Origin of the sequence: Streptomyces sp. NPDC007088, assembly GCF_042869355.1 — a bacterium.
Classification (GTDB): Bacteria; Actinomycetota; Actinomycetes; order Streptomycetales; family Streptomycetaceae; genus Streptomyces.
Genome location: NZ_JBIAFO010000001.1, coordinates 112,992 through 138,716 on the forward strand (window position 1 = coordinate 112,992; position 25,725 = coordinate 138,716).

Consider the following 25,725-nt stretch of genomic DNA (forward strand, 5'->3'; position numbering starts at 1 on the left):
CCACCGCCCCCGAAAGAGCGGAACCCGCCACCCGCATCAGCTGTCCCAGCCCGGTGTGCGGGGCTGTGTCAGACGTTGAACCCCAGCGCGCGCAGCTGCTCGCGGCCGTCGTCGGTGATCTTGTCGGGGCCCCACGGCGGCATCCAGACCCAGTTGATCCGCAGCTCGTTCACGATGCCGTCGGTCGCGGACCTGGCCTGGTCCTCGATGACATCGGTGAGCGGGCAGGCCGCGGAGGTCAGGGTCATGTCGACGGTGGCGATGTTCGCCTCGTCGATGTGCAGTCCGTAGATGAGCCCCAGGTTGACGACGTCGATGCCCAATTCGGGGTCGACGACGTCCATCAGGGCCTCGCGCAGCTCCTCCTCGGAGGCCGGCGTCATCGTGGCCGCTTCGTTCTCGCTCATGCGGTCTTCCTCTCGGCGGGCTCGGTCGCGCCCAGGGCCTGGGCGGTCGCGTCCTTCCAGGCCATCCAGCTCAGCAGGGCGCACTTGACCCGCGCGGGGTACTTGGAGACACCGGCGAAGGCCACCGCGTCCTCCAGCACCTCCTCCATCGCCTCGTCCGGCTCGATACGGCCCTTGGACTGCATCAGCTCCAGGAAGGTGCCCTGGATCTGCTGCGCCTCGGTCAGCTCCTTGCCGACCAGCAGGTCGTTCAGCACCGAGGCGCTGGCCTGGCTGATCGAGCAGCCCTGCCCCTCGTAGCTGACGTCGGCGACGCGCGAGCCCTCGTACTTGACGCGCAGGGTGATCTCGTCGCCACACGTGGGGTTCACGTGGTGCACCTCGGCGTCGCCCTCGCGCAAGCCCCGCCCGTGCGGGTGCTTGTAGTGGTCCAGGATGACGTCCTGGTACATGGAATCCAGCTTCACCGGCTCAAGTCCCTACCCGAAGAAGTTACGGACGTGCTCCAGGCCGTCGACCAGGGCGTCCACCTCGGCCGGCGTGGAGTACAGATAGAACGACGCTCGCGTGGTCGCGGGAATTCCGTACCGCAGGCACACGGGGCGCGCGCAGTGGTGTCCGACCCGGACCGCGATGCCCTGTTCGTCGAGCACCTGCCCCACGTCGTGCGGGTGGATGTCACCCAGCGTGAACGAGATGGCGGAACCGCGCTCCTCGGCCGTGGTCGGCCCGATGATCCGCAGGTCCGGGACCTCCCGCAGCCGCTCGACCGCGTACCGGGTGATCGCCTTCTCGTGCGCGGCGATCTTGTCCATGCCGATCGAGCCGAGGTAGTCCACGGCCGCGCCCAGGCCCACGGCCTGCGCGATCGGGGGCGTGCCCGCCTCGAACTTGTGCGGGGCCGGGGCGTAGGTCGAGGAGTTCATCGAGACGGTCTCGATCATCTCACCGCCGCCGAGGAACGGGGGCAGGTCCTCCAGGAGTTCCTGCCTGCCCCACAGCACACCGATGCCGGTGGGCCCGCACATCTTGTGGCCGGTGAAGGCCACGAAGTCGGCCTGGAGCGCCTGCACGTCCATCGGCATGTGCGGGGCGGCCTGCGAGGCGTCGATCAAGACGAGCGCGCCGACCTCGTGGGCGCGGCGCACGATCTGCTCGACCGGGTTGTGCGTGCCGAGGATGTTCGAGACCAGCACGAAGGAGACGATCTTCGTCTTCTCCGTGATGACCTCGTCGATGCGCGACAGGTCGAGGCTGCCGTCGCTCACGTCGACGCCGAACCACTTCAGCTTCGCTCCCGTGCGCTGCGAGAGCAGCTGCCAGGGCACGATGTTGGAGTGGTGCTCCATCTCCGTGATGACGATCTCGGTCTCGTGGTCGACCCGGTAGGGCTCGTCGGCCCAGCCGAGCATGTTGGCCACGAGGTTCAGCGACTCGGAGGCGTTCTTCGTGAAGATCACCTCGTCACGGCTGGGCGCGTTGATGAACTCCGCGACCTTGTCCCGCGCGCCCTCGTACAGCGCGGTGGCCTCCTCGGCGAGGACGTGCACACCGCGGTGGACGTTGGCGTTGTAGCGCTCGTAGTACTCGCTGAGCGTGTCGATGACCTGGCGGGGCGTCTGCGAGGTCGCCGCGTTGTCCAGGTAGACGAGAGTCTTGCCGTCGTGGACCTGTCGGCCCAGGATCGGGAAGTCCTTGCGGATCGCCTCCGTGTCGAGGAGACCCTGGAGCCCCTGGCGGGCGTCAGTCACGCGGATACGCCACCCTTCACGTAGGACTCGTACCCCTCGTTCTCCAGCTTGTCGGCCAGCTCCGGGCCGCCGGACTCGGCGACCTTGCCGCCCACGAAGACGTGCACGAAGTCGGGCTTGATGTAGCGCAGGATGCGCGTGTAGTGGGTGATCAGCAGGGTGCCGACCTCACCGGACTCACGCACCCGGTTGACGCCCTCGGAGACGACGCGCAGGGCGTCGACGTCGAGACCGGAGTCGGTCTCGTCGAGCACCGCGAACTTCGGCTTGAGCAGTTCGAGCTGGAGGATCTCGTGGCGCTTCTTCTCGCCGCCGGAGAAGCCCTCGTTGACGTTGCGCTCGGCGAAGGCGGGGTCCATCTGGAGGCGCTCCATGGCCTCGCGGACCTCCTTCACCCAGGTGCGCAGCTTGGGGGCCTCGCCGCGGATCGCGGTCGCGGAGGTGCGCAGGAAGTTGGAGACCGAGACGCCGGGCACCTCGACCGGGTACTGCATGGCGAGGAAGAGACCGGCGCGGGCGCGCTCGTCGACGGTCATCTCCAGGACGTCCTCACCGTCGAGGGTGACGGTGCCGCCGGTGATCGTGTACTTGGGGTGACCCGCGAGGGAGTAGGCGAGAGTCGACTTGCCGGAGCCGTTGGGGCCCATGATGGCGTGCGTCTCGCCCTGCTTCACGGTGAGGTCGACGCCCTTGAGGATCTCCTTCGTGGCGTTGTCGGCCTCGACGGTGACGTGCAGGTCGTGGATTTCAAGCGAGCTCATGTTGCCTCAGGACTCCTGGGAGAGGGAGACGAGCACGTCGTCCCCTTCGATCTTTACGGGGTATACGGGAACGGGGCGCGTCGCGGGCAGCCCGGAGGGCTTGCCGGTGCGCAGGTCGAAGCTGGAGCCGTGCAGCCAGCACTCGATCCGGCAGTCCTCCACCTCGCCCTCGGAGAGCGAGACGTTGGCGTGCGAGCAGATGTCGTTGATCGCGAACACCTCGCCCTCGGTGCGCACCACGGCGACCGGCGTACCGTCCAGTTCCACCCGCTTCGGGGTGTCCTCGGTCAGCTCGTCGGCGCCGCAGGCGCGCTGGAAGTGGGCCGTCATCCGACCGACGCCTCCAGCTCCTCCTCGATCTTGGTGAGCAGGCGTTCCTCGACGTCGGGCAGCCCGATCTGCTGGACCAGCTCGGCGAAGAAGCCGCGCACCACGAGGCGGCGGGCGTCGTCCTCGGGGACGCCCCGGGACATCAGGTAGAACAGCTGCTCGTCGTCGAAGCGGCCGGTGGTGGAGGCGTGGCCGGCGCCGACGATCTCGCCGGTCTCGATCTCCAGGTTCGGCACCGAGTCGACCCGCGCCCCGTCGGTGAGGACGAGGTTGCGGTTCATCTCGTAGGTGTCGGTGCCCTCGGCGGCGGCCTCGATGAGGACGTCCCCGATCCACACGGCGTGCGCGTCCTGGCCCTGGAGCGCGCCCTTGTAGCTCACGTTGGACGTGCAGTGCGGGGCGTTGTGGTCGACGAAGAGGCGGTGCTCCTGGTGCTGGCCCTTGTCGGTGAAGTACAGGCCGAACATCTGGGCCTCGCCGCCGGTGCTCCCGTAGCTCACGCGCGGGGAGACGCGGACGAGGTCGCCGCCGAAGGTGACGACCACGGACTTGAAGGAGGCGTCCCGGCCGAGCAGCGCGTTGTGCTGCCCGACGTGCACGGCGCTGTCCGCCCAGTCCTGCACGGACACGACGGTGAGCTTGGCTCCGTCACCGACGAGGAAGTCGACGTTGGCGGCGAGCACCGCGTCACCGGTGTGGTCGATGACGACGACGGCCTCGGCGAAGGCGCCGAGTTCGACCACCTGATGGGCGTAGGCGGTGCCGCCGTGGCCCTCGACGGTGATGCGGACGGGTTCGGTGAGCACCGTCTCCTTCGGCACGGTGATGACCGAGGCCTTCTCGAAGGAGCTGTACGCCTGGGCCGCGACCCGGTCCACCGGGGTGCCGGCCCTGCCGACGCGCGGGTCCTCGCGGTCCACGGTCTCCTGGGTGACACCGGCCGGGGCGGTCACCTCGACCTGGATGCGGCCGTCGGCGACGGCCGTGCCGTCGTGCAGCCCGCGCAGCCGCTCCAGCGGCGTGAACCGCCACTCCTCCTCGCGGCCGTGCGGCACGGGGAAGTCGGCGACGTCGTAGGACGGCGGCGCGCTCATCCTGGAGACGACGGTGGACTCGGCCGCCACCGCGATCTGGCCGGCGGTGGTGGAACCCGCGGCAATACTCTGAGCCTCAGCCATGGCTGTTCTGGTGCTCTCTTTCCTACGTCAGTGAGTCGGTCGGTGATACGCGAGGCCGGGCAATCAGCCGACGGCGCCTTCCATCTGCAGCTCGATCAGCCGGTTCAGTTCGAGCGCGTACTCCATCGGCAGCTCCTTGGCGATCGGCTCGACGAAGCCGCGCACGATCATCGCCATGGCCTCGAACTCGGTCAGGCCGCGGCTCATGAGGTAGAAGAGCTGGTCGTCGGAGACCTTGGAGACGGTCGCCTCGTGGCCCATCGACACGTCGTCCTCGCGGACGTCCACGTAGGGGTAGGTGTCCGAGCGGGAGATCGTGTCCACGAGCAGCGCGTCGCACAGCACGTTCGACTTGGAGCCGTGGGCGCCCTCACCGATCTCGACCAGACCGCGGTAGGAGGTGCGGCCGCCGCCGCGGGCCACCGACTTCGACACGATGTTGGAGGAGGTGTTCGGCGCCATGTGGACCATCTTCGAGCCGGCGTCCTGGTGCTGGCCCTCGCCCGCGAAGGCGATGGACAGCGTCTCGCCCTTGGCGTGCTCGCCCATGAGGTAGACGGCCGGGTACTTCATGGTGACCTTGGAGCCGATGTTGCCGTCGACCCACTCCATGGTCGCGCCCTCGTAGGCCACGGCGCGCTTGGTGACAAGGTTGTACACGTTGTTCGACCAGTTCTGGATCGTCGTGTAGCGGCAGCGGGCGCCCTTCTTCACGATGATCTCGACCACGGCCGAGTGCAGGGAGTCCGACTTGTAGATCGGCGCCGTGCAGCCCTCGACGTAGTGGACGTAGGCGTCCTCGTCGACGATGATCAGCGTCCGCTCGAACTGGCCCATGTTCTCGGTGTTGATGCGGAAGTACGCCTGGAGCGGGATCTCCACGTGCACGCCCTTCGGCACGTAGATGAAGGAGCCGCCCGACCACACCGCGGAGTTCAGCGAGGCGAACTTGTTGTCACCGACCGGGATGACGGTGCCGAAGTACTCCTTGAACAGGTCCGGGTGCTCGCGCAGCGCCGTGTCCGTGTCCAGGAAGATGACGCCCTGCTCCTCCAGGTCCTCACGGATCTGGTGGTAGACGACCTCGGACTCGTACTGCGCGGCGACACCGGCGACCAGGCGCTGCTTCTCCGCCTCGGGGATGCCGAGCTTGTCGTACGTGTTCTTGATGTCCTCGGGCAGGTCCTCCCAGGACTCCGCCTGCTTCTCCGTGGAGCGCACGAAGTACTTGATGTTGTCGAAGTCGATGCCCGAGAGGTCCGAGCCCCAGTTCGGCATGGGCTTCTTCTCGAAGAGCTTGAGGCCCTTGAGGCGGAGCCTGGTCATCCACTCCGGCTCGTTCTTCTTCGCGGAGATGTCCCGGACGACGTCCTCGTTGATGCCGCGCTTCGCAGAGGCGCCGGCCACGTCGGAGTCGGCCCAGCCGTATTCGTACGTGCCCAGACCCTCGAGTTCGGGGTGGGCAGTCTCCGTGGGGAGAGTCATGCGGGGTTCCTCCCGGCCGTGCTTGCTGATGTGTGGGTGGTCTTCTCGGTGGACGGCGGCGCGTCCTCGCCCTCGTCCTTCGCGGGCGGCGGTGCGCCGCCCCGGGGGATGAAGGTCGTGCACACGCCGTCACCGTGGGCGATGGTGGCCAGTCGCTGCACGTGGGTGCCGAGCAGCTGGGAGAAGAACTCCGTCTCCGCCTCGCACAGCTGCGGGAACTGTTCGGCCACGTGCGCCACCGGGCAGTGGTGCTGGCAGAGCTGCTCGCCCTGCTGCCGGCCGGGCGCGCTACGCGCTGTGGCAGCGTACCCGTCCGCGGACAACGCCCGTGCCAGGGCCTGGGCGCGCTCGGCGGGCGCGGCGCTCTCGACCGCCTCGCGGTAGCCGGCGCCGCTCTGCTCGATCCGGGAGCGGGCGAAGGCGGCGACGGCCGCCTCCCCGCCCGCCGACTGCGCGATCCAGCGCAGCGCGTCGGTGGCGAGCTTGTCGTAGGACTGGTCGAAGGCGTCGCGTCCGCAGTCGGTCAGCGCGAAGACCTTCGCCGGCCTGCCGCGGGTGCGTGCCCCGTAGACCCGCTGCTCGCGGGCCTCCACGACGGTGTCGGCGACGAGCGCGTCGAGGTGGCGGCGGACGGCCGCCTGGGTCAGCCCGAGGCGGCGGGCCAGCTCGGCCACGGTCGAGGGGCCGTGGTCCAGGATGGAGCGCGCGACCCGGTTGCGCGTCGAGCGCTCACCGGTCGCGGCTTCCTCCTGCGGAGCCTCGCCCAGGTATTTCACAACGCCATTGTTGCGTAATTCCTTCGGCCCGGACAAGCGCGCTGGTCGCGGCCCCGCGGTGTCCTCGATCACTAAGGGTTACCTAAGCGACCGTCCGTACGGGAACTGACACACGAGAAAGCCGCAGGTCAGCAGGGTTTGCGCCAGCCGTCGGACCTGCTTGGTCCGGGTTCGGGGAGAACGGGCGGATTTTTTCCGCTCGCCCGTTTGGCCGGGCGAGGCCCCGCGCGCGGGGCGCCCGGCACGCCTCCCTAGACTTCCGGCATGCGCAGTGTCCCGCCGGGGAGCACCCCCCGGCCCCCCGTCCAGGAGCCCGTCCTCCACATCGAGGGCCTGGTGAAACGGTACGGAACCAAGACCGCCGTGGACGGACTGGACCTCAGCGCGGGCCCCGGGGTCACCGCCGTCCTCGGGCCGAACGGGGCCGGGAAGACCACGACCGTCGAGACCTGCGAGGGCTACCGCCGTCCCGACGCCGGAGTGGTCCGCGTCCTGGGCCTGGACCCGGTCGCCGAGGCGGCGCGGCTGCGGCCGCGTGTGGGCGTGATGCTCCAGTCCGGCGGCGTGTACTCGGGGGCCCGCGCCGAGGAGATGCTGCGGCACGTCGCGAGACTGCACGCGCATCCGCTGGACGTGCCCGAGCTGATCGAACGGCTGGGCCTGGGTTCCTGCGGCCGCACGACCTACCGGCGGCTGTCCGGCGGGCAGCAGCAGCGGCTCGCGCTCGCGCTGGCCGTCGTCGGCCGGCCCGAGCTGGTCTTCCTCGACGAGCCGACTGCCGGTCTCGACCCGCAGGCCCGCCGCGCCACCTGGGACCTCGTGCGCGACCTGCGGGCCGACGGGGTGAGCGTCATCCTCACGACCCACCACATGGACGAGGCGGAACAACTCGCCGACGACGTCGCGATCATCGACGGCGGGCGGGTCATCGCGCAGGGCGCCCCCGAGGAGCTGTGCCGCGGCGACGCGCAAAACACCCTGCGCTTCAGCGGCCGCGCGGGGCTCGACGTGGGCTCGCTGCTCAAGGCGTTGCCCCCGGGCAGCGAGGCCGCGGAACTCGCTCCCGGAACGTACCGGGTCGGCGGGGAGATCGACCCGCAGCTGCTGGCGACCGTCACCGCCTGGTGCGCCCAGCACGGGGTCATGCCGCAGAACATCGCCGTCGAACGCCACACCCTGGAGGACGTCTTCCTGGAGCTGACCGGTAAGGAGCTGCGCGGATGAGCGCCGGTACGTACACACCGAGGCCCGGGGCCGCCCCGCTCGGCCGGATGATCGCCGCGCAGGCCGCCCTGGAGACCAGGATGCTGCTGCGCAACGGTGAGCAACTGCTGCTGACGGTGATCATCCCCTCGCTGCTGCTGGTCCTGTTCTCCACCGTCGACGTCGTGGACACGGGCGCCGGCGACCCCGTCGACTTCCTGGCCCCGGGCGTTCTCGCGCTCGCCGTGATGTCCACGGCCTTCACCGGCCAGGCCATCGCGACGGGCTTCGAACGGCGCTACGGGGTGCTCAAGCGGCTCGGGGCGACGCCGCTGCCGCGCTGGGCCCTGATGACCGCGAAGACCCTCTCGGTGCTGGTGACCGAAGTGCTCCAGGTCGCCCTGCTGACCGTCATCGCGCTCGTGCTCGGCTGGGACCCGCACGGCAACCCGCTGTGGGTCGTGCTGCTGCTCCTGCTGGGCACGGCGGCCTTCTCCGGGCTCGGGCTGCTCATGGCGGGCACCCTCAAGGCGGAGGCCACGCTCGCCGCCGCGAACCTCGTCTTCGTCCTGCTGCTCGTGTGCGGCGGGGTGGTCGTGCCGCTGGACAAGTTCCCCGACGCCGTGCGCGCCGTCCTCGAACTGCTGCCGGTCGCGGCGCTCTCGGACGGTCTGCGGGACGTGCTCCAGCACGGCGCCGGGGTACCGGGCGAGGACCTCCTCGTCCTCGCGGTGTGGACGGTCCTCGGCCTCGGCGCGGCGGCCCGCTTCTTCCGCTGGGAGTGACCCCACCCGGCCCGGCCCGGCCCGGGTCCGGGCTCCTCCCTCCGACACTCCAAGGACGTCACGTGATCGTCGTAGGTCTCATGTCCGGTACGTCGGTGGACGGCCTCGACGTCGCCGTCGCCGAGCTGTCACTGGACCGGGCGGGCACGCTCGTCCTGGTCCCGCTCGGCGCCCACGAGCACCCCTGGCCGGCGCGTACCCGGGAGCGGCTGCTCGGGGTGCTGCCCCCGGCGCGGGTCTCGCTCGCCGAGGTGTGCGCGCTGGACACCCTCGTCGGGCAGGAGAGCGCGGCGGCGGTGCGCGAGGCGGTGGACCGCTACGCGGACGGCCGCGCCGACCTCGTCGTCTCGCACGGCCAGACCGTCTTCCACTGGGTCGAGGAGGGACGGGCGCTCGGCACCCTCCAGCTCGGGCAGCCCGCGTGGATCGCCGAGGAGACGGGGCTGCCGGTCGTCTCCGACATCCGGGCGCGGGACATCGCCGCCGGGGGCCAGGGCGCGCCGCTCGCGAGCACGCTCGACGCGCTGTGGCTCGCGGGCGAGCCGGGGACGCGCAGGGTCGCGCTCAACCTCGGCGGCATCGCCAATGTGACGGTCGTGGGGGCGCCCGGCGAACCGGTCACCGCCTTCGACACCGGCCCCGCCAACTGCCTGCTCGACGCCGCCGCGCACCGGCTCTCCGGCGGCCGCCTGGGCAGTGACCTGGACGGGCGGCTGGCGCGTGCCGGGGCGGTCCGGGCCGACCTGCTGGAGCGGCTGCTCGCCGAGCCCTACTACCGCCTCGCGCCGCCCAAGTCGACGGGCCGGGAGCTGTTCACGACCGCGTACGTCCAGGAGCGGCTGGCCGGTCTCGCGCCGGTCACGGACGAGGACCTGATGGCGACACTCACGGAGCTGACCGCCGTGACCGTCGCGGAGGCGGTGCGGCCCTTCGCCCCCGTCGAGGTCGTCGTCTCGGGGGGCGGGGTGCGCAACCCGGCGCTGTTCGCGGCGCTCGGCGCCCGGCTCGCCCCGGCGGAGGTGGTCACGAGCGAGGCGCGCGGGCTGCCCGCCGGGGACAAGGAGGCGTACCTCATGGCGCTGCTCGGCTTCCTGAGCTGGCAGCAGGTGCCGGGGGTCGTACCGGGCGCCACCGGCTCGGCGACGCCTCGGGTGCTCGGCCGTTTCAGCCCGGGTGCGGGCCCGCTGCGGCTCCCGGAGCCGGGGGCGGCGCCGCGCCGGCTGGAGATCCGCCCGGCGCGCTGAACCCGCGCGGCGGGCGGCGCCCGGAGCGGTCCGCCCCTCAGCCGTCCTCGCCCGGCGGGCCGGGGCGCCGGGCCGCCGCGGGCATCGCGCGCAGGTGGCGCACGGCACCGTAGGTACGGGTGATGGCGGTGGTGGCGCTCGTGAAGGAGCGCTGGGCGACGCCGACGAACAGGCAGTCGACGACGGCGAGCTGGGCGATCCTGCTCGCGGTCGCGCCCGAGCGCAGCGGCATCTCGCGCACCGCCGTGGTCAGGACGTGGTCGGCGCGGTCGGCGAGCGGGGAGCCGGCGAAGTTGGTGAGCGCGATGGTGGTCGCCCCCCGGTCGCGGGCGGCCTGGAGCGGTTCGACGGTGTCGACGGTCGAGCCGGAGTGCGAGATGCCGAGCGCGACGTCCCCCTCGCCGAGCAGGGCGCTCGCGGTGAGCGCGGCGTGCCCGTCGGTCCACACGAAGGCCATGAGGCCGATGCGGTGCAGCTTCTGGTGCAGGTCCTGGCCGACGAAGCCGCTCGCGCCGATGCCGAAGATGTCGATCCTGCGGGCCTTGGCGACGGCGTCCACCGCGCGGGCCAGGACGTCGAGTTCGAGCTGGGCGCGGGTGTCCTCCAGGGTCCTGGCCTCGTTGTAGATGACCTTGTCCACGACCTGGCCGAGCGTGTCGTCCTCGCTGATGTCCCCGTCGTCGGCCCAGTACCGGTCGCTGTTGCGGGCGTCCTCGCGGGCCGCCGAGGAGGCCAGGGCGATGCGCAGCTGGGGGTAGTTGGACAGCCCTATCGCGCGGCAGAAGCGCATCACGGTGGTCACCGAGGTCCTGGCCTGGGTGGCGAGGGTCGTGGACGACATGCGCGCGGCGCCCGCCGGATCGCCCAGTACGGCGGCGGCGACCCGCTGTTCGGCGGGCTGGAGGGAGGGGACGGCGCCGCGGATACGAACCAGGACGTCCGGGGCCGGGGCCTCCGTCTCCGGCTCCTTCGGCGTCGTCCCTCGCCGCGGCGCGGACCGGTCGGTCATGACTTCCTCCTGATGGCTGGGCGGACAGCGTAGCCCTTCCATGTCAAAAACTAACGCTCACATCACGACCGCTGTTACTTATTGACTACCTCCTTGGCCCTCCCCATACTTGGCGGATCGCCGCAGCTCACCCGTGGTTCATCGGGGGCGTCCGGCCCGTTCGGCGCCGGGCCCGGGGCACGCCGCGGTCGCGGTGACCGGCGGCCTCGCGCGGCCGCTCACCACCGCCCCGCTTCTCAGCCGCGTCCGTCACAAGGGAGACACAGCTCGATGAGACTCGTACACAAGGCCGGCGTCGCCGCCCTGGCCGCCTCCGCCCTGGTGCTGACCGCCTGTGGCAACGACGGCTCCTCCTCGTCCTCGTCCTCGTCGAAGGACGGCAAGTCCCTGACGTGGTGGGTCATGAAGGGCACCAACCCGGACGCCTCCGCCTTCTACTCCGCGGCGAAGAAGGAGTTCAAGGCGAAGACCGGTGCCACGCTGAAGGTCCAGGAGATCCAGTGGGCCGACGCCCACGACCGTCTGGTGCGCGCCTTCGCCTCCGGCGACGGCCCGGACGTCTCCGAGATCGGCACCACCTGGACCCCCGAGTTCGCGGCGGCCGGTGGCCTCACCGACCTCACCGCGAAGATCGACTCCTCGGGCCTGGGCAAGGACCTCAACCCGGCGCTGAAGCAGTCGGCGACGCTGGACGGCAAGCAGTACGGTGTCGGCTGGTACGCCGGGGTGCGCGCGATCGTCTACCGCAAGGACGTCTTCGAGAAGCACCACCTCGCGATCCCCAAGAACTGGGACGAGTTGCAGCAGACGGTCAAGACGCTCAAGAAGCAGGAGCCGAAGCTGCTGCCGCTGCCGGTCGCCGGGGACGCCGCGTACGCCGTCGCCCCCTTCCTGTGGGGCGCGGGCGGGGACTTCGCCACCGAGAAGGGCGGCAAGTGGACCGGGGCGCTCGACGCGCCGAAGTCGAAGGAGGGCCTGGACTTCTACACGGGCCTCGCCCTGAAGGACAAGTCCTCCAGCGTCGGCGCCACGACCTGGCGCGAGACCGATGTGCTCGACTCCTTCGTCAAGGGCAAGTCGGCGATGGTGATCCAGGGCAACTGGACGCCGAAGACGGCGATCGCCGGTGACCCCTCGCTCAAGGACAAGATCGGCGCCTTCCCGATCCCGGGCAAGGACGGCGGCCTCGCCCCGGCCGTCCTCGGCGGCTCCAACCTCGCGGTCCTCAAGACGAGCAAGAACCAGGACCTGGCCTGGAAGTTCGTCGACATGATGACCACGAGCAAGCTCGCCAAGGACTGGGCCGACCAGGCCGGGTACTTCCCGAGCACCAACTCCGCCCTCAAGCCCTACGCGAACAGCACCGACCCGCTGGTCAAGCCCTTCGCCGAGACGATGCTCAAGGCCGGCAAGAACCCGCCGAGCGCCCCCGGCTGGGGCACCGTCGAGGGCAATAAGACCGTGTCGCAGATGGTCCAGTCGATTCTCACCGGCACCTCGGTCGACAAGGCCGCCAAGACCGCCTCGGACGCCGTCACCAAGACGCTCCAGGAGAACTGACGTGGGGAACGTCGCCGTCTCCGGCGCGCGTCCTGCACCGTCCGTCGACCGGACGGACCCGCCGGGCGCGCGCCCGCCGGGCCCGCGCCGCCCGCGCCTGACCGTGCGGCTGCGGCCCTGGCTGCTGCTGGCCGCCCCGCTGCTGGTCATCGCGGTCCTGCTGCTCTACCCGATCGTGCGGGTGGTGTACCTGTCCTTCCAGACGTACGGGCTCAAGGAGATCATCTCCGGCAAGCCGCGGTTCGTCGGCCTCGACAACTACCGCGAGGTGTTCGGGGGTTCCTACCTCTGGAGGACGGTGCTGCCGAACACGGTGTTCTTCGCCGTGTTCGCCGTCCTCGGCACGATCGTGCTGGGCACCCTCGTCGCGCTGCTGCTCCAGCACCTCGGCCCGAAGACCCGGGCCACCGTGATCGGCGCCTCGCTGGTGGCCTGGGCGATGCCCGCGGTCACCGGTACCTACGTGTGGGTGTGGATCTTCGACCCGGACTCCGGGCTGGTGCGCCGCGCCCTCCAGGACCTGGGCGTGATCGGGCCGGAGGGCTTCAACTGGTTCACCGAGCGGCTGTCCTTCTACGGCATCGCCGAGCTGAACGTCATCCACCACAGCTACCCGTTCATCGCGATCACGCTGTTCGCCGGGCTCACCACCGTGCCGCCCGAACTGCACGAGGCGGCCCGGCTGGACGGGGCGAGCGCCTGGCAGCGCTTCTGGAACATCACCTTCCCGGTGCTGCGCCCGGTGTTCGCGGTGGTCACGGTGCTCTCGACCATCTGGGACTTCAAGATCTTCACGCAGATCTACCTGATGCCGGGCGGTTCCGGGACCAACCCGGAGATCCTCAACCTCGGCGTGTGGTCGTACATGAAGGCCATCACCCAGAACCAGTACGGCCTCGGCTCCGCGATCGCCGTCCTGCTCACCGTCGTACTGCTGGTCATCACCGCGGTGTACCTGCGTGTGCTGTTCAAAGAGGACGAGTTGCGATGACCGCCCAGACCCTCATCCCGCCCGTCGCGAAGACCGACAAGGCCAAGCCCCCCGCCCGCGGGGGCTGGGCACGGACCGGCAAGTACGCGGCCGTGGTCGCGATCCTGCTGTTCACCCTCTTCCCCGTCTGGTTCATGCTCTCCACGGCCCTCAACGGCCGGGCCAGTTCCGGGACCGACAGCCTCTTCCCGAGCCACTTCACCTTCGCGCACTTCTCGGACGCGCTGGACGAGGGCGGCTTCGGGCACTTCATGCTCAACTCGGCGATCGTCACCCTCGTCACGGTGGTCGCCTCGGGCCTGCTCGCGCTGCTCGGCGCGGTCGCCATGGCACGGTTCCGCTTCCGGATGCGCACCACGATCATGGTGCTGATCCTCGTGGTGCAGATGCTCCCGGCCGAGGCGCTGGTCATCCCGCTCTTCCTTCAGATGAAGGACCTGCGGATGCTCAACTCCCTCCTCGGCCTCGCGATCGTCTACACCGCCTTCTCGCTGCCCTTCGCGATCTGGAACCTGCGCGGCTTCGTGGCCGCCGTCCCGGTCGAGGTCGAGGAGGCCGCGTACATGGACGGCTGCTCCTGGTGGCGGATGTTCCGCTCGGTCCTGCTGCCGCTCGTCGTCCCGGGGCTCGTCGCGACCAGCGCCTTCGCCTTCGTGATGGCCTGGGAGGAGTTCACCTTCGCGCTGACCTTCATGTCGGACGAGAGCATGATGACCGTCGGTGTCGGCCTGGAGCAGTACCTCGGCAAGAACACCAACGACTGGGGCGGGCTCATGGCCGCCTCGACCCTCGTGACGCTGCCCGTCATGGTGGTCTTCGTCCTCGCCCAGCGGCGGCTCACCGCGGGCCTCGTGACCGGGGCGGTGAAGTAGAGAGGTGACCGGAGCGAGGGAAGGCCGGGAGAGCGCGCGGCTGCGGCGGCTCGCGCACGCCGTGCTCATGCCGGGCTTCGTGGGGACGAGCGCGCCGCCCTGGCTGCTCGACGCGCTGGCCGGGGGCCTGGGCGGGGTCTGCTACTTCGGGCACAACGTCTCGGGGTCGACCGCCGCGCTCTCGCGGGAGATCCACCGCGCGGGTACGGCGGTGATCGCCACGGACGAGGAGGGCGGCACCGTCTCCCGGCTGCACGGGGCGCAGGGCTCCCCGCACGTGGGCGCCGCCGTCCTCGGCCGTGTCGACGACCCCGCGCTGACCGCCGAGGTGGCCCGGGGCATCGCCCGCGACGTGCGCCGCGCGGGCATCGACCTCGTGCTCGCCCCCGTCGTGGACGTCAACTCCGACCCGGCGAACCCGGTCATCGGGGTGCGCTCGTACGGCGGCGAACCGGACCTCGTGGGACGGCACGCCGCCGCCTTCGTCGAGGCGGTGCAGGCGGAGGGCGTCGCGGCCTGCGCGAAGCACTTCCCCGGGCACGGGGACACGAAGGTCGACACCCATGCCGGACTCGCGGTCGTGGACGTCGACCTGCCGACGCTGCGCTCGCGGGAACTCGTGCCCTTCGCGGCGGCGATCGCGGCGGGCGCCCGCTGCGTCATGACGGCGCACATCGTCTTCCCCGCCCTGGACGACGCCCCCGCGACCCTCAGCGCTCCCCTGCTGGCCCTGCTGCGCGAGGAACTCGGCTTCGAGGGGGTCGTCGTGTCCGACGCCGTCGACATGCGGGCGATCAGCGAGACGGCCGGCTTCGCGGAGGGCGTCGTACTGGCCCTCGCGGCGGGCGTCGATCTGGTGTGCCTGGGCAACCCGGCGCTGCCGGGCGCGGGGGCGACGGCGAGCGCGACGGGCGAGGAGGAGTTCCGCACGGCGCTGGACGCGGTGCTCGCCGCCGTCGGCGAGGGCCGGCTGCCGACGGCCCGGCTCGAAGAGGCGGCCGGGCGGGTCGCCGCCCTGGCGGACTGGTCCCGCTCCGGGGACCGCGCCCCTCTCCCGGCCCCCGACCGCGCCGGGGTCAACGACCGCGCCGCGCGGCAGGCCCTGCACGTGCGCGGCGCGGTCGCGGGCGCCCTGCGCTCCCCCGTGCACGTCGTGGACGTACGGCGCCGCCGCTCCGTCGTGAGCGGCCGCGTCTCCGACCGCCTCACCGCCGCCCTGCTCGACCGGCTGCCGGGGTCGACGGCCGAGGCCCTCTTCGCACGGCCACCGGGCGCCGAGGGCCGCGTCACCGAGGCCGATCTCGACGGCGGCGGGACACCCCTGGACCCCCCGGCGCCCGCCGTGCCCCGGGCCGACGTGATCCTGACCGGCACCCCGCGCGCCGACCCGGCCGAGGAGGCGGCACTGCTGCGTCTGCTGGCGCGCAATCCGCGCGCCGTCACGGTCTGCCTCGGCCTGCCCGAGAGCACCGAGGACCTGCCGGCCGCGCGCAGGGCCGTCTTCACGTACGGCGACAGCGCGCCGACGGTGCGTGCCGTGACGGCGCTGCTGACGGACTGACGCGACGGGGGCACGGACGCGTCGGGGTGTGACCTCGCGCACGGGCACGGGGCCCCGCCCCCTCCGCCCGTGCCCCGGGTTGCGCGGAAATCCCCCCGTACGGAGCGGACCGGGGCCCTCCTGGCGCCGGGGCCCGCGCGCTCGAACTGTCCGACATGCCCACCCGCGTGAATCCGTGCACAAGCGGCGGCCTAGCATGGGCGCCGTGCCGAATCTGACTGCCCGCGACGCCGCCGAGGCCGCCCGCAATCCGCTCGCCTTCCTCGCGAGGCGCTGGACTCCGAAGCCGGAGACCGTCCGGCGGGCGGCCCTTCTGGCCCTGCTGATGTCGGTCGTGATCGTCGTGACCGGCGGGGCCGTCCGGCTCACCGGCTCGGGCCTGGGCTGCCCGACCTGGCCCGAGTGCACCGACGGCTCGCTGACCACGACACGCGAGATGGGCTTCCACGGCGTCATCGAGTTCGGCAACCGGATGCTGACCTACGTCCTCTGCGCGGCCGTCGGCTGGGCGATTGTCACGGCGCGCGCCGCCACGCCCCGCCGCCGTTCCCTCACCCGTCTGGGCTGGGCGCAGTTCTGGCTGGTCATGGGCAACGCGGTGCTGGGCGGCATCGTCGTCCTGGTGGGCCTCAACCCGTACACGGTGGCCGCGCACTTCCTGCTGTCCTCCGCGCTGATCGCCCTCGCGACCGTGCTGTGGCAGCGCTCCAAGGAGGGGGACGGGGCGCCCCGGCCGCTGGTCGGCCACGTGGTGAGGCAGCTCGTGCGGGTCCTGGTCGGCGCGACCGCCGTGCTCATCGCGGTCGGCACGCTGGTGACCGGAGCGGGCCCGCACGCGGGCGACTCCAGCGAGGTGGCGCGCATGGGCATCGACTGGGAGACGATCACCCGGGTCCACGCCGCGCTGGCCTGGATCGTGGTGCTCCTGACCGTCGCGCTGTGGTGTGTCCTGAAGGCGGTGGACGCGCCGGCCGGACCGCGCCGCAAGACCGGTCTGCTCTTCCTCGTGCTGCTCGCCCAGGGCGCCATCGGCTACGTCCAGTACTTCACCGACCTGCCCGAGGTCCTCGTCGGCGCGCACATGTTCGGCTCGACGCTGGTGTGGATCGGGACGCTGCGGGTGCTGCTGTCGCTGCGCGAACGTCCGCTGACCTCCCCGGCCCTGCCGGCCCGGCAGCCGGAGGCAGGGGCGCTCGCCGACGCCTGACGGACACGGGTACGCGTGAGGGGTGGGGCGGGGGGGGGGGGGGGGGGGGGCGCCCCCCCCCCCCCCCCCACCCCACACGCGTACCCGTACCGCGTGCCGGCGGGCTCCGCGGCGGGGAGCCTCAGGCCGCTCCGCCGCCGAGCTGGATACCCGCCATGCGCTTCCACTCGTAGGGGCCGGTGCGCACCTTCGCGGCGAAGTCGCCGTCGAAGCTGTCGTGCACGGTGATCCCGGCCTTCTCCACGGCGTCCTGGGCGACGGCGGTGCTGGGCGCGAACAGGTCGCCCCAGCGTCCGTCCTCACCGACCAGGGAGATGCGCGTGCCGCGCTGCCCCACGTAGGCGAGCTGTCCCTCGGCGCCGCCGTGCCTGCGGGCGAAGGCGCCGATCTGCTTGGCGAGCCTGGCGGCCCTGCGCTCCTGCCGGGCGGCCTCCTTGCGGTCCGCCCGGGGGGCGGCCGCCGCGTCCTCGGTCTGCTGGGTGTTGTCTGCCATGACCGCATGCTACCCACGAGTAGGGCCGGATACGACACGAGGCCCCGCCGTCCGTGGCGGACGGCGGGGCCTCGTGGACCGCGGGCTCAGCGCAGGAACGGGTCGATCGCGACCGCGACGAACAGCAGCGACACGTAGGTGATGGACCAGTGGAACAGCCGCATCTCCTTGAGCTTGCCGCCGCTCTCCTCGGTCTTGGCGCGGTTCAGCAGTCCGTGCGCCTCCCACAGCCACCAGCCGCCGGCCAGCAGCGCGACCGCCGTGTAGAACCAGCCGGTGTAGCCGAGGACGGTCAGCAGCAGCGAGACCGCGACCATGACCCAGCTGTAGAGGACGATCTGCCGGGCGACCACGCGGTTGCTCGCGATGACCGGGAGCATGGGCACGTTGACCCGGGCGTAGTCCTCCTTGACCTTCATGGACAGCGGCCAGTAGTGCGGCGGGGTCCAGAAGAACATGACGAGGAAGAGGACGACCGGGGCCCAGGACATCGAGTCGGTGACGGCGGACCAGCCGATGAGCACCGGCATGCAGCCCGCGATCCCGCCCCACACGATGTTCTGCGAGGTGCGCCGCTTGAGGATCATCGTGTAGACGACGACGTAGAACAGCAGGGCGCCCAGCGAGAGCCACGCGGACAGCCAGTTGACGAGCAGTCCGAACCACACGGTGGAGACGACGGCCAGGCTCAGCCCGAAGACGAGCCCCTCACGGGGACTCACCATGCCGGTGACCAGGGGCCGCTGCTCGGTGCGGTGCATGAGCGCGTCGATGTCGCGGTCGATGTACATGTTGAGGGCGTTGGCACCGCCCGCCGACAGATAGCCGCCGAAGCAGGTGATCAGCACCAGCCACAGGTCGGGGACCCCTTGTTCGGCGAGGAACATGACCGGCACGGTGGTGATGAGCAGCAGCTCGATGATCCGTGGTTTGGTCAGTGCCACGAACGCCTTGACACGGGCCCCGAACGGCCGGTGGCTTGGGCTCGTCCCGAGCACCCCCGCTGGACGGGATTCAACGGCCGTCACGCACACCCCTGACAGAGACATCCCAGCGAGCCCACAAGAAGTCCGGATGCGCCGGAAAAGGGGGGCTCGCGCGTACCACGCCACTCTAGACGTTGCCCGTTCCCGGCCCCTCGCGGGGGTCGCTCGTGTTGTCCCGGCCACCCCGCGCACGGTGGGCGCGCACGGAGCCGGGAAGAGGCTCCAAATGAGCGCTCCTTTATACATATGGAGCCGTCGGCACGCACTCGCGACTTTCTCCGCGCGAACCCTTTTCCCGCAGGTCCCGCAAGGGCTCGGCGGTTTTCGGGGGGCGGAATCCCGAATATCCCGGCACTCTTGAATGAGTGGAAAAAACGCACGCCCTCACGGCGGTAGGCTCGACAGCGTCCGGTGTACGCAAAGTCACCGGCATTCGACATGTGGAGAGGAGCCCTGACCCAGGGTGAGCACCAAGCCGACCACGACAGACTTCGAGTGGACCGAGCTGGACCAGCGGGCTGTCGACACCGCGCGTGTCCTGGCCGCCGACGCCGTACAGAAGGTCGGTAACGGCCATCCCGGTACGGCGATGAGCCTGGCCCCCGCCGCGTACACCCTCTTCCAGAAGGTGATGCGCCATGACCCGGCCGACCCCGACTGGACGGGCCGCGACCGTTTCGTCCTGTCCGCCGGACACTCCTCGCTGACCCTCTACACCCAGCTCTACCTGGCCGGTTTCGGCCTGGAGCTGGATGATCTGAAGGCGTTCCGCACGTGGGGTTCCAAGACTCCGGGCCACCCGGAGTACGGACACACCAAGGGCGTCGAGACGACCACGGGCCCGCTGGGCCAGGGCGTCGCGAACGCCGTGGGCATGGCGATGGCCGCGCGGTACGAGCGGGGTCTGTTCGACCCCGAGGCGGCCCCCGGCACCTCGCCGTTCGACCACTACGTCTTCGCCATCGCGGGCGACGGCTGCCTCCAGGAGGGCATCTCCGCCGAGGCGTCCTCGCTCGCCGGCCACCAGAAGCTCGGCAACCTGATCCTGCTGTGGGACGACAACCACATCTCGATCGAGGGCGACACCGAGACGGCCGTCTCCGAGGACACCGTCGCGCGGTACGAGGCGTACGGCTGGCACGTCCAGCGCGTGCAGCCGAAGGAGGACGGCGACCTCGACCCGGCCGCCCTGTACGCCGCGATCGAGGCCGCGAAGGCCGAGACCGGGCGCCCCTCCTTCATCGCGATGCGCTCGATCATCGCCTGGCCCGCCCCGAACGCGCAGAACACCGAGGCCGCGCACGGCTCGGCGCTCGGCGAGGAGGAGGTCGCGGCCACCAAGCGCGTCCTCGGCTTCGACCCCGAGAAGAGCTTCGAGGTCGCCGACGAGGTCCTCGCGCACACCCGCGGGGCGCTGGAGCGCGGCAAGGAGGTGCGCGCCGTCTGGGAGAAGACCTTCGCCGACTGGCGCGGCGCCCACCCGGAGCACGCCGAGCGCTTCGACCGGATCGCCGCCACCGAGCTTCCCGAGGGCTGGGAGCAGCAGCTCCCGCTGTTCGAGGAGGGCAAGGCCCTGGCCACCCGTGCCGCCTCCGGCAAGGTGCTCCAGTCGCTGGGCGCGGTGATCCCCGAGCTGTGGGGCGGCTCCGCCGACCTCGCCGGCTCGAACAACACCACGATCGACAAGACCTCCTCGTTCCTGCCCGAGGGCAACCCGCTGCCGGAGGCCGACCCGTACGGCCGCACCGTGCACTTCGGGATCCGCGAGCACGCGATGGCCGCCGAGCTGAACGGCATCGCGCTGCACGGCAACACCCGCGTCTACGGCGGAACGTTCCTGACGTTCTCCGACTACATGCGCAACGCGGTGCGGCTGTCGGCGCTCATGCACCTGCCGGTCACCTACGTCTGGACCCACGACTCGATCGGTCTGGGCGAGGACGGCCCCACCCACCAGCCCGTCGAGCACGTCGCCTCGCTGCGCGCCATCCCCGGGCTGAACGTGATCCGCCCGGCCGACGCCAACGAGACGGCCATCGCCTGGCGCGAGGTCCTCAAGCGGTACACCAAGGTGTTCGGCGAGGGCGCCCCGCACGGCCTGGTCCTCACCCGTCAGGGCGTACCGACGTACGCGCCGAACGAGAACGCGGCCAAGGGCGGATACGTCCTGCTGGAGGCCGAGGGCGGCGAGCCGCAGGTCGTCCTGATCGGTACCGGCTCCGAGGTGCAGCTCGCCGTCGAGGCGCGCGAGCAGCTCCAGTCGGCGGGCATTCCCACGCGTGTCGTGTCGATGCCCTGCGTCGAGTGGTTCGAGGAGCAGGACCAGGGGTACCGGGAATCCGTGCTGCCCCCGTCCGTGAGGGCGCGGGTGGCGGTCGAGGCCGGAATCGGTCTCACGTGGCACCGTTTCGTCGGGGACGCGGGCCGGATCGTCTCGCTGGAGCACTTCGGTGCCTCCGCCGACGGCAAGGTCCTCTTCCGCGAGTACGGATTCACCGGCGACGCCGTCGCGGCGGCCGCGCGGGAATCTCTCGAAGCCGCTCAGCGCTGACGACTGAAGACACTACGTAGGAGATGTAATTCCATGACAGACGCACTGAAGCGCCTCTCCGATGAAGGCGTCGCGATCTGGCTGGACGACCTGTCGCGCAAGCGGATCACGTCCGGCAACCTGGCCGAGCTGATCGACGAGCAGCACGTCGTGGGCGTCACCACCAATCCGTCGATCTTCCAGAAGGCGATCTCCCAGGGGGACGGCTACGACACGCAGCTGGAGGACCTCGCGGCCCGCCGGGTGACCGTCGAGGAAGCCGTCCGCATGATCACCACCGCCGACGTGCGGGACGCGGCCGACGTGCTGCGTCCGGTCTTCGACGCGACGGACGGCCAGGACGGCCGGGTGTCCATCGAGGTGGACCCGCGCCTCGCGCACGACACCCTGGCCACGACCGCCGAGGCCAAGCAGCTCGCGTGGCTGGTCGACCGCCCGAACACGCTCATCAAGATCCCGGCCACCGAGGCGGGCCTGCCGGCCATCACCGAGACGATCGGCCGGGGCATCAGCGTCAACGTCACGCTGATCTTCTCCCTGGAGCGCTACCGCGCGGTCATGGACGCCTACCTCTCGGGCCTGGAGAAGGCGAAGGCCGCGGGCCTGGACCTCTCCAAGATCCACTCGGTCGCCTCCTTCTTCGTGTCCCGCGTGGACACCGAGATCGACAAGCGGCTCGACGCGATCGGCACCGACGAGGCCAAGGCCGCCAAGGGCAAGTCCGCGCTGGCCAACGCGCGGCTCGCCTACGAGGCGTACGAGGCGGTCTTCTCCTCGGAGCGCTGGGCCGCCCTCGACAAGGCGCAGGCCAATAAGCAGCGTCCGCTGTGGGCCTCGACCGGCGTCAAGGACCCGTCCCTCAAGGACACCCTGTACGTCGACGAGCTGGTCGCGCCGAACACGGTGAACACCATGCCCGAGGCCACGCTGGAGGCCGTGGGCGACCACGGCGAGATCACCGGTGACACGGTGACCGGCACCTACGAGCAGGCGCGCGCCGATCTCGACGCGGTCGCCAAGCTCGGCATCTCGTACGACGACGTCGTCAAGGTGCTGGAGGACGAGGGCGTCGACAAGTTCGAGAAGTCCTGGACCGAGCTGCTCAAGTCGACCGAGGCGGAGCTCAAGCGCCTCGCCCCTTCGGAGGGCTGATCCCCTTGACCGCATTGCACGGAGCCAACCCGCTTCGTGACGCCGCGGACCGACGGCTCCCGCGTATCGCGGGGCCGTCGGGCCTGGTCATTTTCGGTGTCACGGGCGATTTGTCCCGGAAAAAGCTGATGCCCGCTGTGTACGACCTGGCCAATCGCGGCCTGCTGCCGCCGGGCTTCTCGCTCATCGGTTTCGCGCGCCGCGACTGGGAGGACGAGGACTTCGCCCAGGTCGTCCACGACGCGGTGAAGGAGCACTCCCGCACCCCCTTCCGTGAGGAGGTGTGGCAGCAGCTCAACCAGGGGATGCGCTTCGTCCAGGGCGCCTTCGACGACGACGAGGCGTTCGAGACGCTGAAGACGACGATCGAGGAGCTGGACAAGGCGCAGGGCACGGGCGGCAACTTCGCCTTCTACCTCTCGGTGCCGCCGAAGTTCTTCCCGAACGTCGTGCAGCAGCTCAAGAAGCACGGCCTCGCCGACGCCCCCGAGGGGGCGTGGCGGCGGGCCGTCATCGAGAAGCCCTTCGGCCACGACCTGGCCTCCGCGAAGGAGCTCAACTCGATCGTGCACGAGGTGTTCGCCCCGGATCAGGTGTTCCGGATCGACCACTACCTCGGCAAGGAGACCGTCCAGAACATCCTGGCGCTGCGTTTCGCCAACCAGATGTTCGAGCCCGTCTGGAACCGTTCGTACGTCGACCACGTGCAGATCACGATGGCCGAGGACATCGGCATCGGCGGCCGGGCCGGCTACTACGACGGAATCGGCGCGGCCCGCGACGTCATCCAGAACCACCTGCTCCAGCTCATGGCGCTCACCGCGATGGAGGAGCCCGCGGGCTTCGACGCGGACGCGCTGGTCGCGGAGAAGGCGAAGGTGCTGCGCGCCGTCCGGCTGCCCGCCGACCTCGGCGCCGGGACGGTGCGCGGCCAGTACGCGGCCGGGTGGCAGGGCGGCGAGAAGGCCGTCGGCTACCTCCAGGAGGAGGGCATCGACCCCAAGTCGAAGACCGACACCTTCGCCGCGATCAAGCTGGGCGTGGACAACCGCCGCTGGGCGGGCGTCCCCTTCTACCTGCGCACCGGCAAGCGTCTCGGCCGCAGGGTCACCGAGATCGCGGTGGTCTTCCAGCGGGCCCCGCACTCCCCCTTCGACCACACCGCCACGGAGGAGCTGGGGCAGAACGCCCTGGTGATCCGGGTGCAGCCGGACGAGGGCGTCACCGTCCGCTTCGGCTCGAAGGTGCCGGGCACCTCGATGGAGGTCCGGGACGTCTCGATGGACTTCGCCTACGGGGAGTCCTTCACCGAGTCGAGCCCGGAGGCGTACGAGCGGCTGATCCTGGACGTCCTGCTGGGCGACGCCAACCTCTTCCCGCGCACGGAGGAGGTCGAGCTGTCCTGGAAGATCCTCGACCCGATCGAGGACTACTGGAACACGCACGGCAAGCCCGCGCAGTACCCGGCCGGCACCTGGGGGCCGACCGAGGCGGACGAAATGCTCGCACGAGACGGACGGAGCTGGCGTCGGCCATGAAGATCGACCTCACGGACACCACGTCCAGCAAGATCAACAAGGCCCTGGTGCAGGGCCGCAGGTCCCTGGGGACCCCCGCGGTGGGCATGGTGCTCACCCTCGTCATCGTCACCGACGAGGAGAACGCCTACGACGCGCTGCGCGCCGCGCACGACGCCTCCCGCGAGCACCCCTCGCGCACCCTGCTGGTGATCCGGCGGGTCTCGCGCACCCCGCGCGACCGGGCGAGCGCCCGGCTCGACGCGGAGGTGCAGATCGGCGCGGACGCGGGCAACGGCACGGGCGAGACCATCGTGCTGCGCCTGTACGGCGAGGTGGGCGAGCACGCCCAGTCGGTCGTGCTGCCGCTGCTGCTGCCCGACGCTCCCGTCGTCGTGTGGTGGCCGATCAACGCGCCCCTCGACCCGGCCAACGACCCGCTCGGCGCTCTCGCGCAGCGCAGGGTCACGGACACCTACGCCTCCGAGCAGCCCATCGAGGAGCTGACCGCGCGGGCCGAGACCTACACCCCGGGCGACACGGACCTCGCCTGGACCAGGATCACCCCGTGGCGCTCGATGCTCGCGGCGGCCCTGGATCAGGTGGCCTGTCAGGTCACCTCGGTGGAGGTCGAGGGCGAGCAGTACAACCCGAGCGTCGAACTGCTGGCGATGTGGCTCGCCCACCGGCTCGACGTGCCGGTCAAGCGCAACGCCTCGCCGGGTCCCGGCCTGACGGGCGTGCGCATGGAGACCGACTGCGGGCCGGTCGTCCTGGACCGGGCGGACGGTTCCCTCGCGACGCTGTCGATCGAGGGTCAGCCCGACCGGGCCGTGGCGCTCAAGCGGCGGGAGACCGCCGAGCTGATCGCGGAGGAGCTGCGCCGGCTCGACCCGGACGACACCTACGCGGCCGCGCTGAAGTTCGGCGTGGACCGGCTCGACGAGCCCGCCGCGGCCCGTACCGTCCCGGAACCCGCCGCGTCGCAGCCCGGGGAGAAGTCCTCGGGGACGCAGGATGGGACGGCGAAGAAGGCGGCGGCCAAGCAGACCGCCGCCAAGTCCCCGGCGAAGAAGGCAGCCTCGAAGTGAGCACCGTCCCCCAGCTCGTCGTGCACCGCGACAAGGAACTGATGGCCCAGGCGGCAGCGGCCCGGCTCATCACGAAGATCGTCGACGCCCAGTCCGCGCGGGGGAACGCCTCCGTGGCGCTCACCGGTGGACGCAACGGCAACGGTCTGCTGGCCGCGCTCGCCGCGCAGCCGGCCCGGGACGCCGTCGACTGGGGGCGCCTGGACATCTGGTGGAGCGACGAACGGTTCCTGCCCGACGGGGACCCGGAGCGCAACGCCACCCAGGCGCGGGCGGCTCTGCTCGACTCCCTCCCGCTGGACATCGGGAAGATCCACGAGATGCCCGCCTCGGACGGGCCGTACGAGCCGGAGGCGGCTGCCGAGGTGTACGCGGCGCAGCTGGCCGACGCCGCCGGGGCCGCGGAGCGCGCGCTGGTACCGTCCTTCGACGTCCTGCTGCTGGGCGTCGGCCCGGACACGCATGTCGCCTCGCTCTTCCCCGGGCTGCCGGGGGTGCGCGAGACCGAGCGGACGGTGATCGCGGTGCGCGAGGCGCCCAAGCCGCCGCCGACCCGGCTGTCGCTGACCCTGCCGGCGATCCGCGCGGCCCGCGAGGTGTGGTTGCTCGCGGCGGGCGAGGACAAGGCGGAGGCGGCCAGGACCGCGCTCTCGGGCGCGGACGAGGCCGAGGCCCCCGCGGCCGGTGTCTACGGTCGTGAGCGGACGCTGTGGCTCATGGACACGGCGGCGGCCGCCGGGCTGCCGTCCTCCCTGTTCCCCTCGGCCGTCGCCTGACGGGGGCTTTCCCAGAAGAGCGGCGTGGTCCCGTCCCGG

At 71.0% G+C, this 25,725-nt stretch carries 24 protein-coding genes; 13 read left to right on the forward strand and 11 right to left on the reverse strand.

What is annotated here, in order from left to right:
- Positions 1-68: 68 nt before the first annotated feature.
- The 8 genes from ACFYMP_RS00525 to ACFYMP_RS00560 form a co-directional block, all read right to left on the reverse strand.
- Positions 69-407 carry a metal-sulfur cluster assembly factor gene (locus ACFYMP_RS00525; RefSeq protein WP_363145870.1) on the reverse strand — a complete coding sequence of 113 codons (339 nt, stop codon included), beginning with the start codon at positions 405-407 and terminating at the stop codon, positions 69-71.
- Entirely contained in the window at positions 404-874 is a 471-nt protein-coding gene (gene sufU, locus ACFYMP_RS00530; RefSeq protein ID WP_388848140.1) for a Fe-S cluster assembly sulfur transfer protein SufU, read from the reverse strand. The genes ACFYMP_RS00525 and sufU overlap by 4 nt, the downstream gene beginning before the upstream one ends.
- Positions 875-886: 12 nt before the next feature.
- A complete protein-coding gene (locus ACFYMP_RS00535; RefSeq protein ID WP_388848143.1) occupies positions 887-2,158 on the reverse strand; it encodes a cysteine desulfurase in 1,272 nt (423 codons plus the stop codon).
- Positions 2,155-2,919: a Fe-S cluster assembly ATPase SufC gene (gene sufC / locus ACFYMP_RS00540; RefSeq protein ID WP_388848146.1), complete on the reverse strand. Its 765-nt coding sequence runs from the start codon at positions 2,917-2,919 to the stop codon at positions 2,155-2,157. Before sufC ends, ACFYMP_RS00535 begins: the two co-directional genes overlap by 4 nt.
- Before the next feature lie 6 nt (positions 2,920-2,925).
- A complete protein-coding gene (locus ACFYMP_RS00545; protein ID WP_363145874.1) occupies positions 2,926-3,249 on the reverse strand; it encodes a non-heme iron oxygenase ferredoxin subunit in 324 nt (107 codons plus the stop codon).
- Positions 3,246-4,427, reverse strand: coding sequence for a Fe-S cluster assembly protein SufD (sufD, locus tag ACFYMP_RS00550; RefSeq protein ID WP_388848149.1), 1,182 nt, complete (start codon positions 4,425-4,427; stop codon positions 3,246-3,248). The genes ACFYMP_RS00545 and sufD overlap by 4 nt, the downstream gene beginning before the upstream one ends.
- 63 nt (positions 4,428-4,490) lie before the next feature.
- Positions 4,491-5,912, reverse strand: coding sequence for a Fe-S cluster assembly protein SufB (gene sufB / locus ACFYMP_RS00555; RefSeq protein WP_388848152.1), 1,422 nt, complete (start codon positions 5,910-5,912; stop codon positions 4,491-4,493).
- The gene (locus tag ACFYMP_RS00560) at positions 5,909-6,688 is read right to left on the reverse strand and encodes a helix-turn-helix transcriptional regulator (RefSeq protein ID WP_388848155.1); all 780 of its coding nucleotides are present in this window, start codon (positions 6,686-6,688) and stop codon (positions 5,909-5,911) included. The genes sufB and ACFYMP_RS00560 overlap by 4 nt, the downstream gene beginning before the upstream one ends.
- A 264-nt stretch (positions 6,689-6,952) precedes the next feature.
- On the opposite strand from ACFYMP_RS00560, the gene ACFYMP_RS00565 reads away from it, so the two are divergent.
- The 3 genes from ACFYMP_RS00565 to ACFYMP_RS00575 all read left to right on the forward strand — a co-directional run bounded on the left by ACFYMP_RS00565 (position 6,953) and on the right by ACFYMP_RS00575 (position 9,920).
- Positions 6,953-7,912, forward strand: coding sequence for an ABC transporter ATP-binding protein (locus tag ACFYMP_RS00565; RefSeq protein WP_388848159.1), 960 nt, complete (start codon positions 6,953-6,955; stop codon positions 7,910-7,912).
- A complete protein-coding gene (locus tag ACFYMP_RS00570) occupies positions 7,909-8,676 on the forward strand; it encodes an ABC transporter permease (protein WP_388848162.1) in 768 nt (255 codons plus the stop codon). Before ACFYMP_RS00565 ends, ACFYMP_RS00570 begins: the two co-directional genes overlap by 4 nt.
- A 62-nt stretch (positions 8,677-8,738) precedes the next feature.
- Entirely contained in the window at positions 8,739-9,920 is a 1,182-nt protein-coding gene (locus tag ACFYMP_RS00575) for an anhydro-N-acetylmuramic acid kinase (protein ID WP_388848165.1), read from the forward strand.
- A 37-nt stretch (positions 9,921-9,957) separates the two neighbouring features.
- On the opposite strand, the gene ACFYMP_RS00580 is transcribed toward ACFYMP_RS00575, so the two are convergent.
- A complete protein-coding gene (locus ACFYMP_RS00580; protein WP_388848167.1) occupies positions 9,958-10,929 on the reverse strand; it encodes a MurR/RpiR family transcriptional regulator in 972 nt (323 codons plus the stop codon).
- 270 nt (positions 10,930-11,199) lie between these two features.
- Between ACFYMP_RS00580 and ACFYMP_RS00585 the strand changes: the two genes are divergently transcribed.
- The 5 genes from ACFYMP_RS00585 (at position 11,200) to ACFYMP_RS00605 (ending at position 17,120) form a co-directional block, all read left to right on the forward strand.
- Positions 11,200-12,489, forward strand: coding sequence for a sugar ABC transporter substrate-binding protein (locus ACFYMP_RS00585; protein ID WP_388848169.1), 1,290 nt, complete (start codon positions 11,200-11,202; stop codon positions 12,487-12,489).
- Between the two features lies 1 nt (position 12,490).
- Positions 12,491-13,480 carry a carbohydrate ABC transporter permease gene (locus ACFYMP_RS00590; RefSeq protein WP_388848171.1) on the forward strand — a complete coding sequence of 330 codons (990 nt, stop codon included), beginning with the start codon at positions 12,491-12,493 and terminating at the stop codon, positions 13,478-13,480.
- Positions 13,477-14,352 carry a carbohydrate ABC transporter permease gene (locus tag ACFYMP_RS00595; protein WP_388848174.1) on the forward strand — a complete coding sequence of 292 codons (876 nt, stop codon included), beginning with the start codon at positions 13,477-13,479 and terminating at the stop codon, positions 14,350-14,352. The genes ACFYMP_RS00590 and ACFYMP_RS00595 overlap by 4 nt, the downstream gene beginning before the upstream one ends.
- A gap of 4 nt (positions 14,353-14,356) precedes the next feature.
- On the forward strand, positions 14,357-15,913 hold the full coding sequence (locus ACFYMP_RS00600) for a glycoside hydrolase family 3 protein (protein ID WP_388848177.1): 1,557 nt from the start codon (positions 14,357-14,359) through the stop codon (positions 15,911-15,913).
- 196 nt (positions 15,914-16,109) lie between these two features.
- Complete coding sequence (locus ACFYMP_RS00605) at positions 16,110-17,120, forward strand: heme A synthase (protein ID WP_388848180.1); 1,011 nt, start codon at positions 16,110-16,112, stop codon at positions 17,118-17,120.
- Between the two features lie 121 nt (positions 17,121-17,241).
- Here the strand turns inward: ACFYMP_RS00605 and ACFYMP_RS00610 are convergent, their stop codons facing one another.
- Together ACFYMP_RS00610 and ACFYMP_RS00615 are read right to left on the reverse strand one after the other, a co-directional pair.
- Positions 17,242-17,613, reverse strand: a complete 372-nt coding sequence (locus ACFYMP_RS00610; protein WP_388848183.1) for a hypothetical protein — start codon at positions 17,611-17,613, stop codon at positions 17,242-17,244.
- A gap of 86 nt (positions 17,614-17,699) precedes the next feature.
- Positions 17,700-18,647: a heme o synthase gene (locus ACFYMP_RS00615; RefSeq protein ID WP_388849495.1), complete on the reverse strand. Its 948-nt coding sequence runs from the start codon at positions 18,645-18,647 to the stop codon at positions 17,700-17,702.
- Between the two features lie 415 nt (positions 18,648-19,062).
- Here ACFYMP_RS00615 and tkt point away from each other — a divergent pair, with 415 nt between their 5' ends.
- From tkt to pgl, 5 genes are read left to right on the forward strand one after another with little or no spacing between them, the layout of a single operon-like run.
- Positions 19,063-21,150: a transketolase gene (gene tkt / locus ACFYMP_RS00620; RefSeq protein ID WP_388848186.1), complete on the forward strand. Its 2,088-nt coding sequence runs from the start codon at positions 19,063-19,065 to the stop codon at positions 21,148-21,150.
- A gap of 33 nt (positions 21,151-21,183) precedes the next feature.
- Positions 21,184-22,302 carry a transaldolase gene (gene tal, locus ACFYMP_RS00625; RefSeq protein WP_388848188.1) on the forward strand — a complete coding sequence of 373 codons (1,119 nt, stop codon included), beginning with the start codon at positions 21,184-21,186 and terminating at the stop codon, positions 22,300-22,302.
- Entirely contained in the window at positions 22,299-23,840 is a 1,542-nt protein-coding gene (zwf, locus tag ACFYMP_RS00630) for a glucose-6-phosphate dehydrogenase (RefSeq protein ID WP_388849498.1), read from the forward strand. Before tal ends, zwf begins: the two co-directional genes overlap by 4 nt.
- Positions 23,837-24,910 (forward strand): glucose-6-phosphate dehydrogenase assembly protein OpcA, encoded by a 1,074-nt coding sequence (opcA, locus tag ACFYMP_RS00635; RefSeq protein ID WP_388848191.1) that lies wholly within the window; start codon positions 23,837-23,839, stop codon positions 24,908-24,910. Before zwf ends, opcA begins: the two co-directional genes overlap by 4 nt.
- The gene (gene pgl, locus ACFYMP_RS00640) at positions 24,907-25,686 is read left to right on the forward strand and encodes a 6-phosphogluconolactonase (protein WP_388848194.1); all 780 of its coding nucleotides are present in this window, start codon (positions 24,907-24,909) and stop codon (positions 25,684-25,686) included. The genes opcA and pgl overlap by 4 nt, the downstream gene beginning before the upstream one ends.
- Positions 25,687-25,725: the final 39 nt, after the last annotated feature.

What these genes read in the sequence shown, in the direction of transcription:
- ACFYMP_RS00525 (WP_363145870.1), bottom strand. Translation starts at nt 407, where the DNA reads ATGAGCGAGAACGAAGCGGCCACGATGACGCCGGCCTCCGAGGAGGAG.
- sufC (WP_388848146.1), bottom strand. Translation starts at nt 2,919, where the DNA reads ATGAGCTCGCTTGAAATCCACGACCTGCACGTCACCGTCGAGGCCGAC.
- ACFYMP_RS00545 (WP_363145874.1), bottom strand. Translation starts at nt 3,249, where the DNA reads ATGACGGCCCACTTCCAGCGCGCCTGCGGCGCCGACGAGCTGACCGAG.
- sufD (WP_388848149.1), bottom strand. Translation starts at nt 4,427, where the DNA reads ATGGCTGAGGCTCAGAGTATTGCCGCGGGTTCCACCACCGCCGGCCAG.
- sufB (WP_388848152.1), bottom strand. Translation starts at nt 5,912, where the DNA reads ATGACTCTCCCCACGGAGACTGCCCACCCCGAACTCGAGGGTCTGGGC.
- ACFYMP_RS00565 (WP_388848159.1), top strand. Translation starts at nt 6,953, where the DNA reads ATGCGCAGTGTCCCGCCGGGGAGCACCCCCCGGCCCCCCGTCCAGGAG.
- ACFYMP_RS00570 (WP_388848162.1), top strand. Translation starts at nt 7,909, where the DNA reads ATGAGCGCCGGTACGTACACACCGAGGCCCGGGGCCGCCCCGCTCGGC.
- ACFYMP_RS00580 (WP_388848167.1), bottom strand. Translation starts at nt 10,929, where the DNA reads ATGACCGACCGGTCCGCGCCGCGGCGAGGGACGACGCCGAAGGAGCCG.
- ACFYMP_RS00585 (WP_388848169.1), top strand. Translation starts at nt 11,200, where the DNA reads ATGAGACTCGTACACAAGGCCGGCGTCGCCGCCCTGGCCGCCTCCGCC.
- ACFYMP_RS00595 (WP_388848174.1), top strand. Translation starts at nt 13,477, where the DNA reads ATGACCGCCCAGACCCTCATCCCGCCCGTCGCGAAGACCGACAAGGCC.
- ACFYMP_RS00605 (WP_388848180.1), top strand. Translation starts at nt 16,110, where the DNA reads ATGGGCGCCGTGCCGAATCTGACTGCCCGCGACGCCGCCGAGGCCGCC.
- ACFYMP_RS00610 (WP_388848183.1), bottom strand. Translation starts at nt 17,613, where the DNA reads ATGGCAGACAACACCCAGCAGACCGAGGACGCGGCGGCCGCCCCCCGG.
- tal (WP_388848188.1), top strand. Translation starts at nt 21,184, where the DNA reads ATGACAGACGCACTGAAGCGCCTCTCCGATGAAGGCGTCGCGATCTGG.
- opcA (WP_388848191.1), top strand. Translation starts at nt 23,837, where the DNA reads ATGAAGATCGACCTCACGGACACCACGTCCAGCAAGATCAACAAGGCC.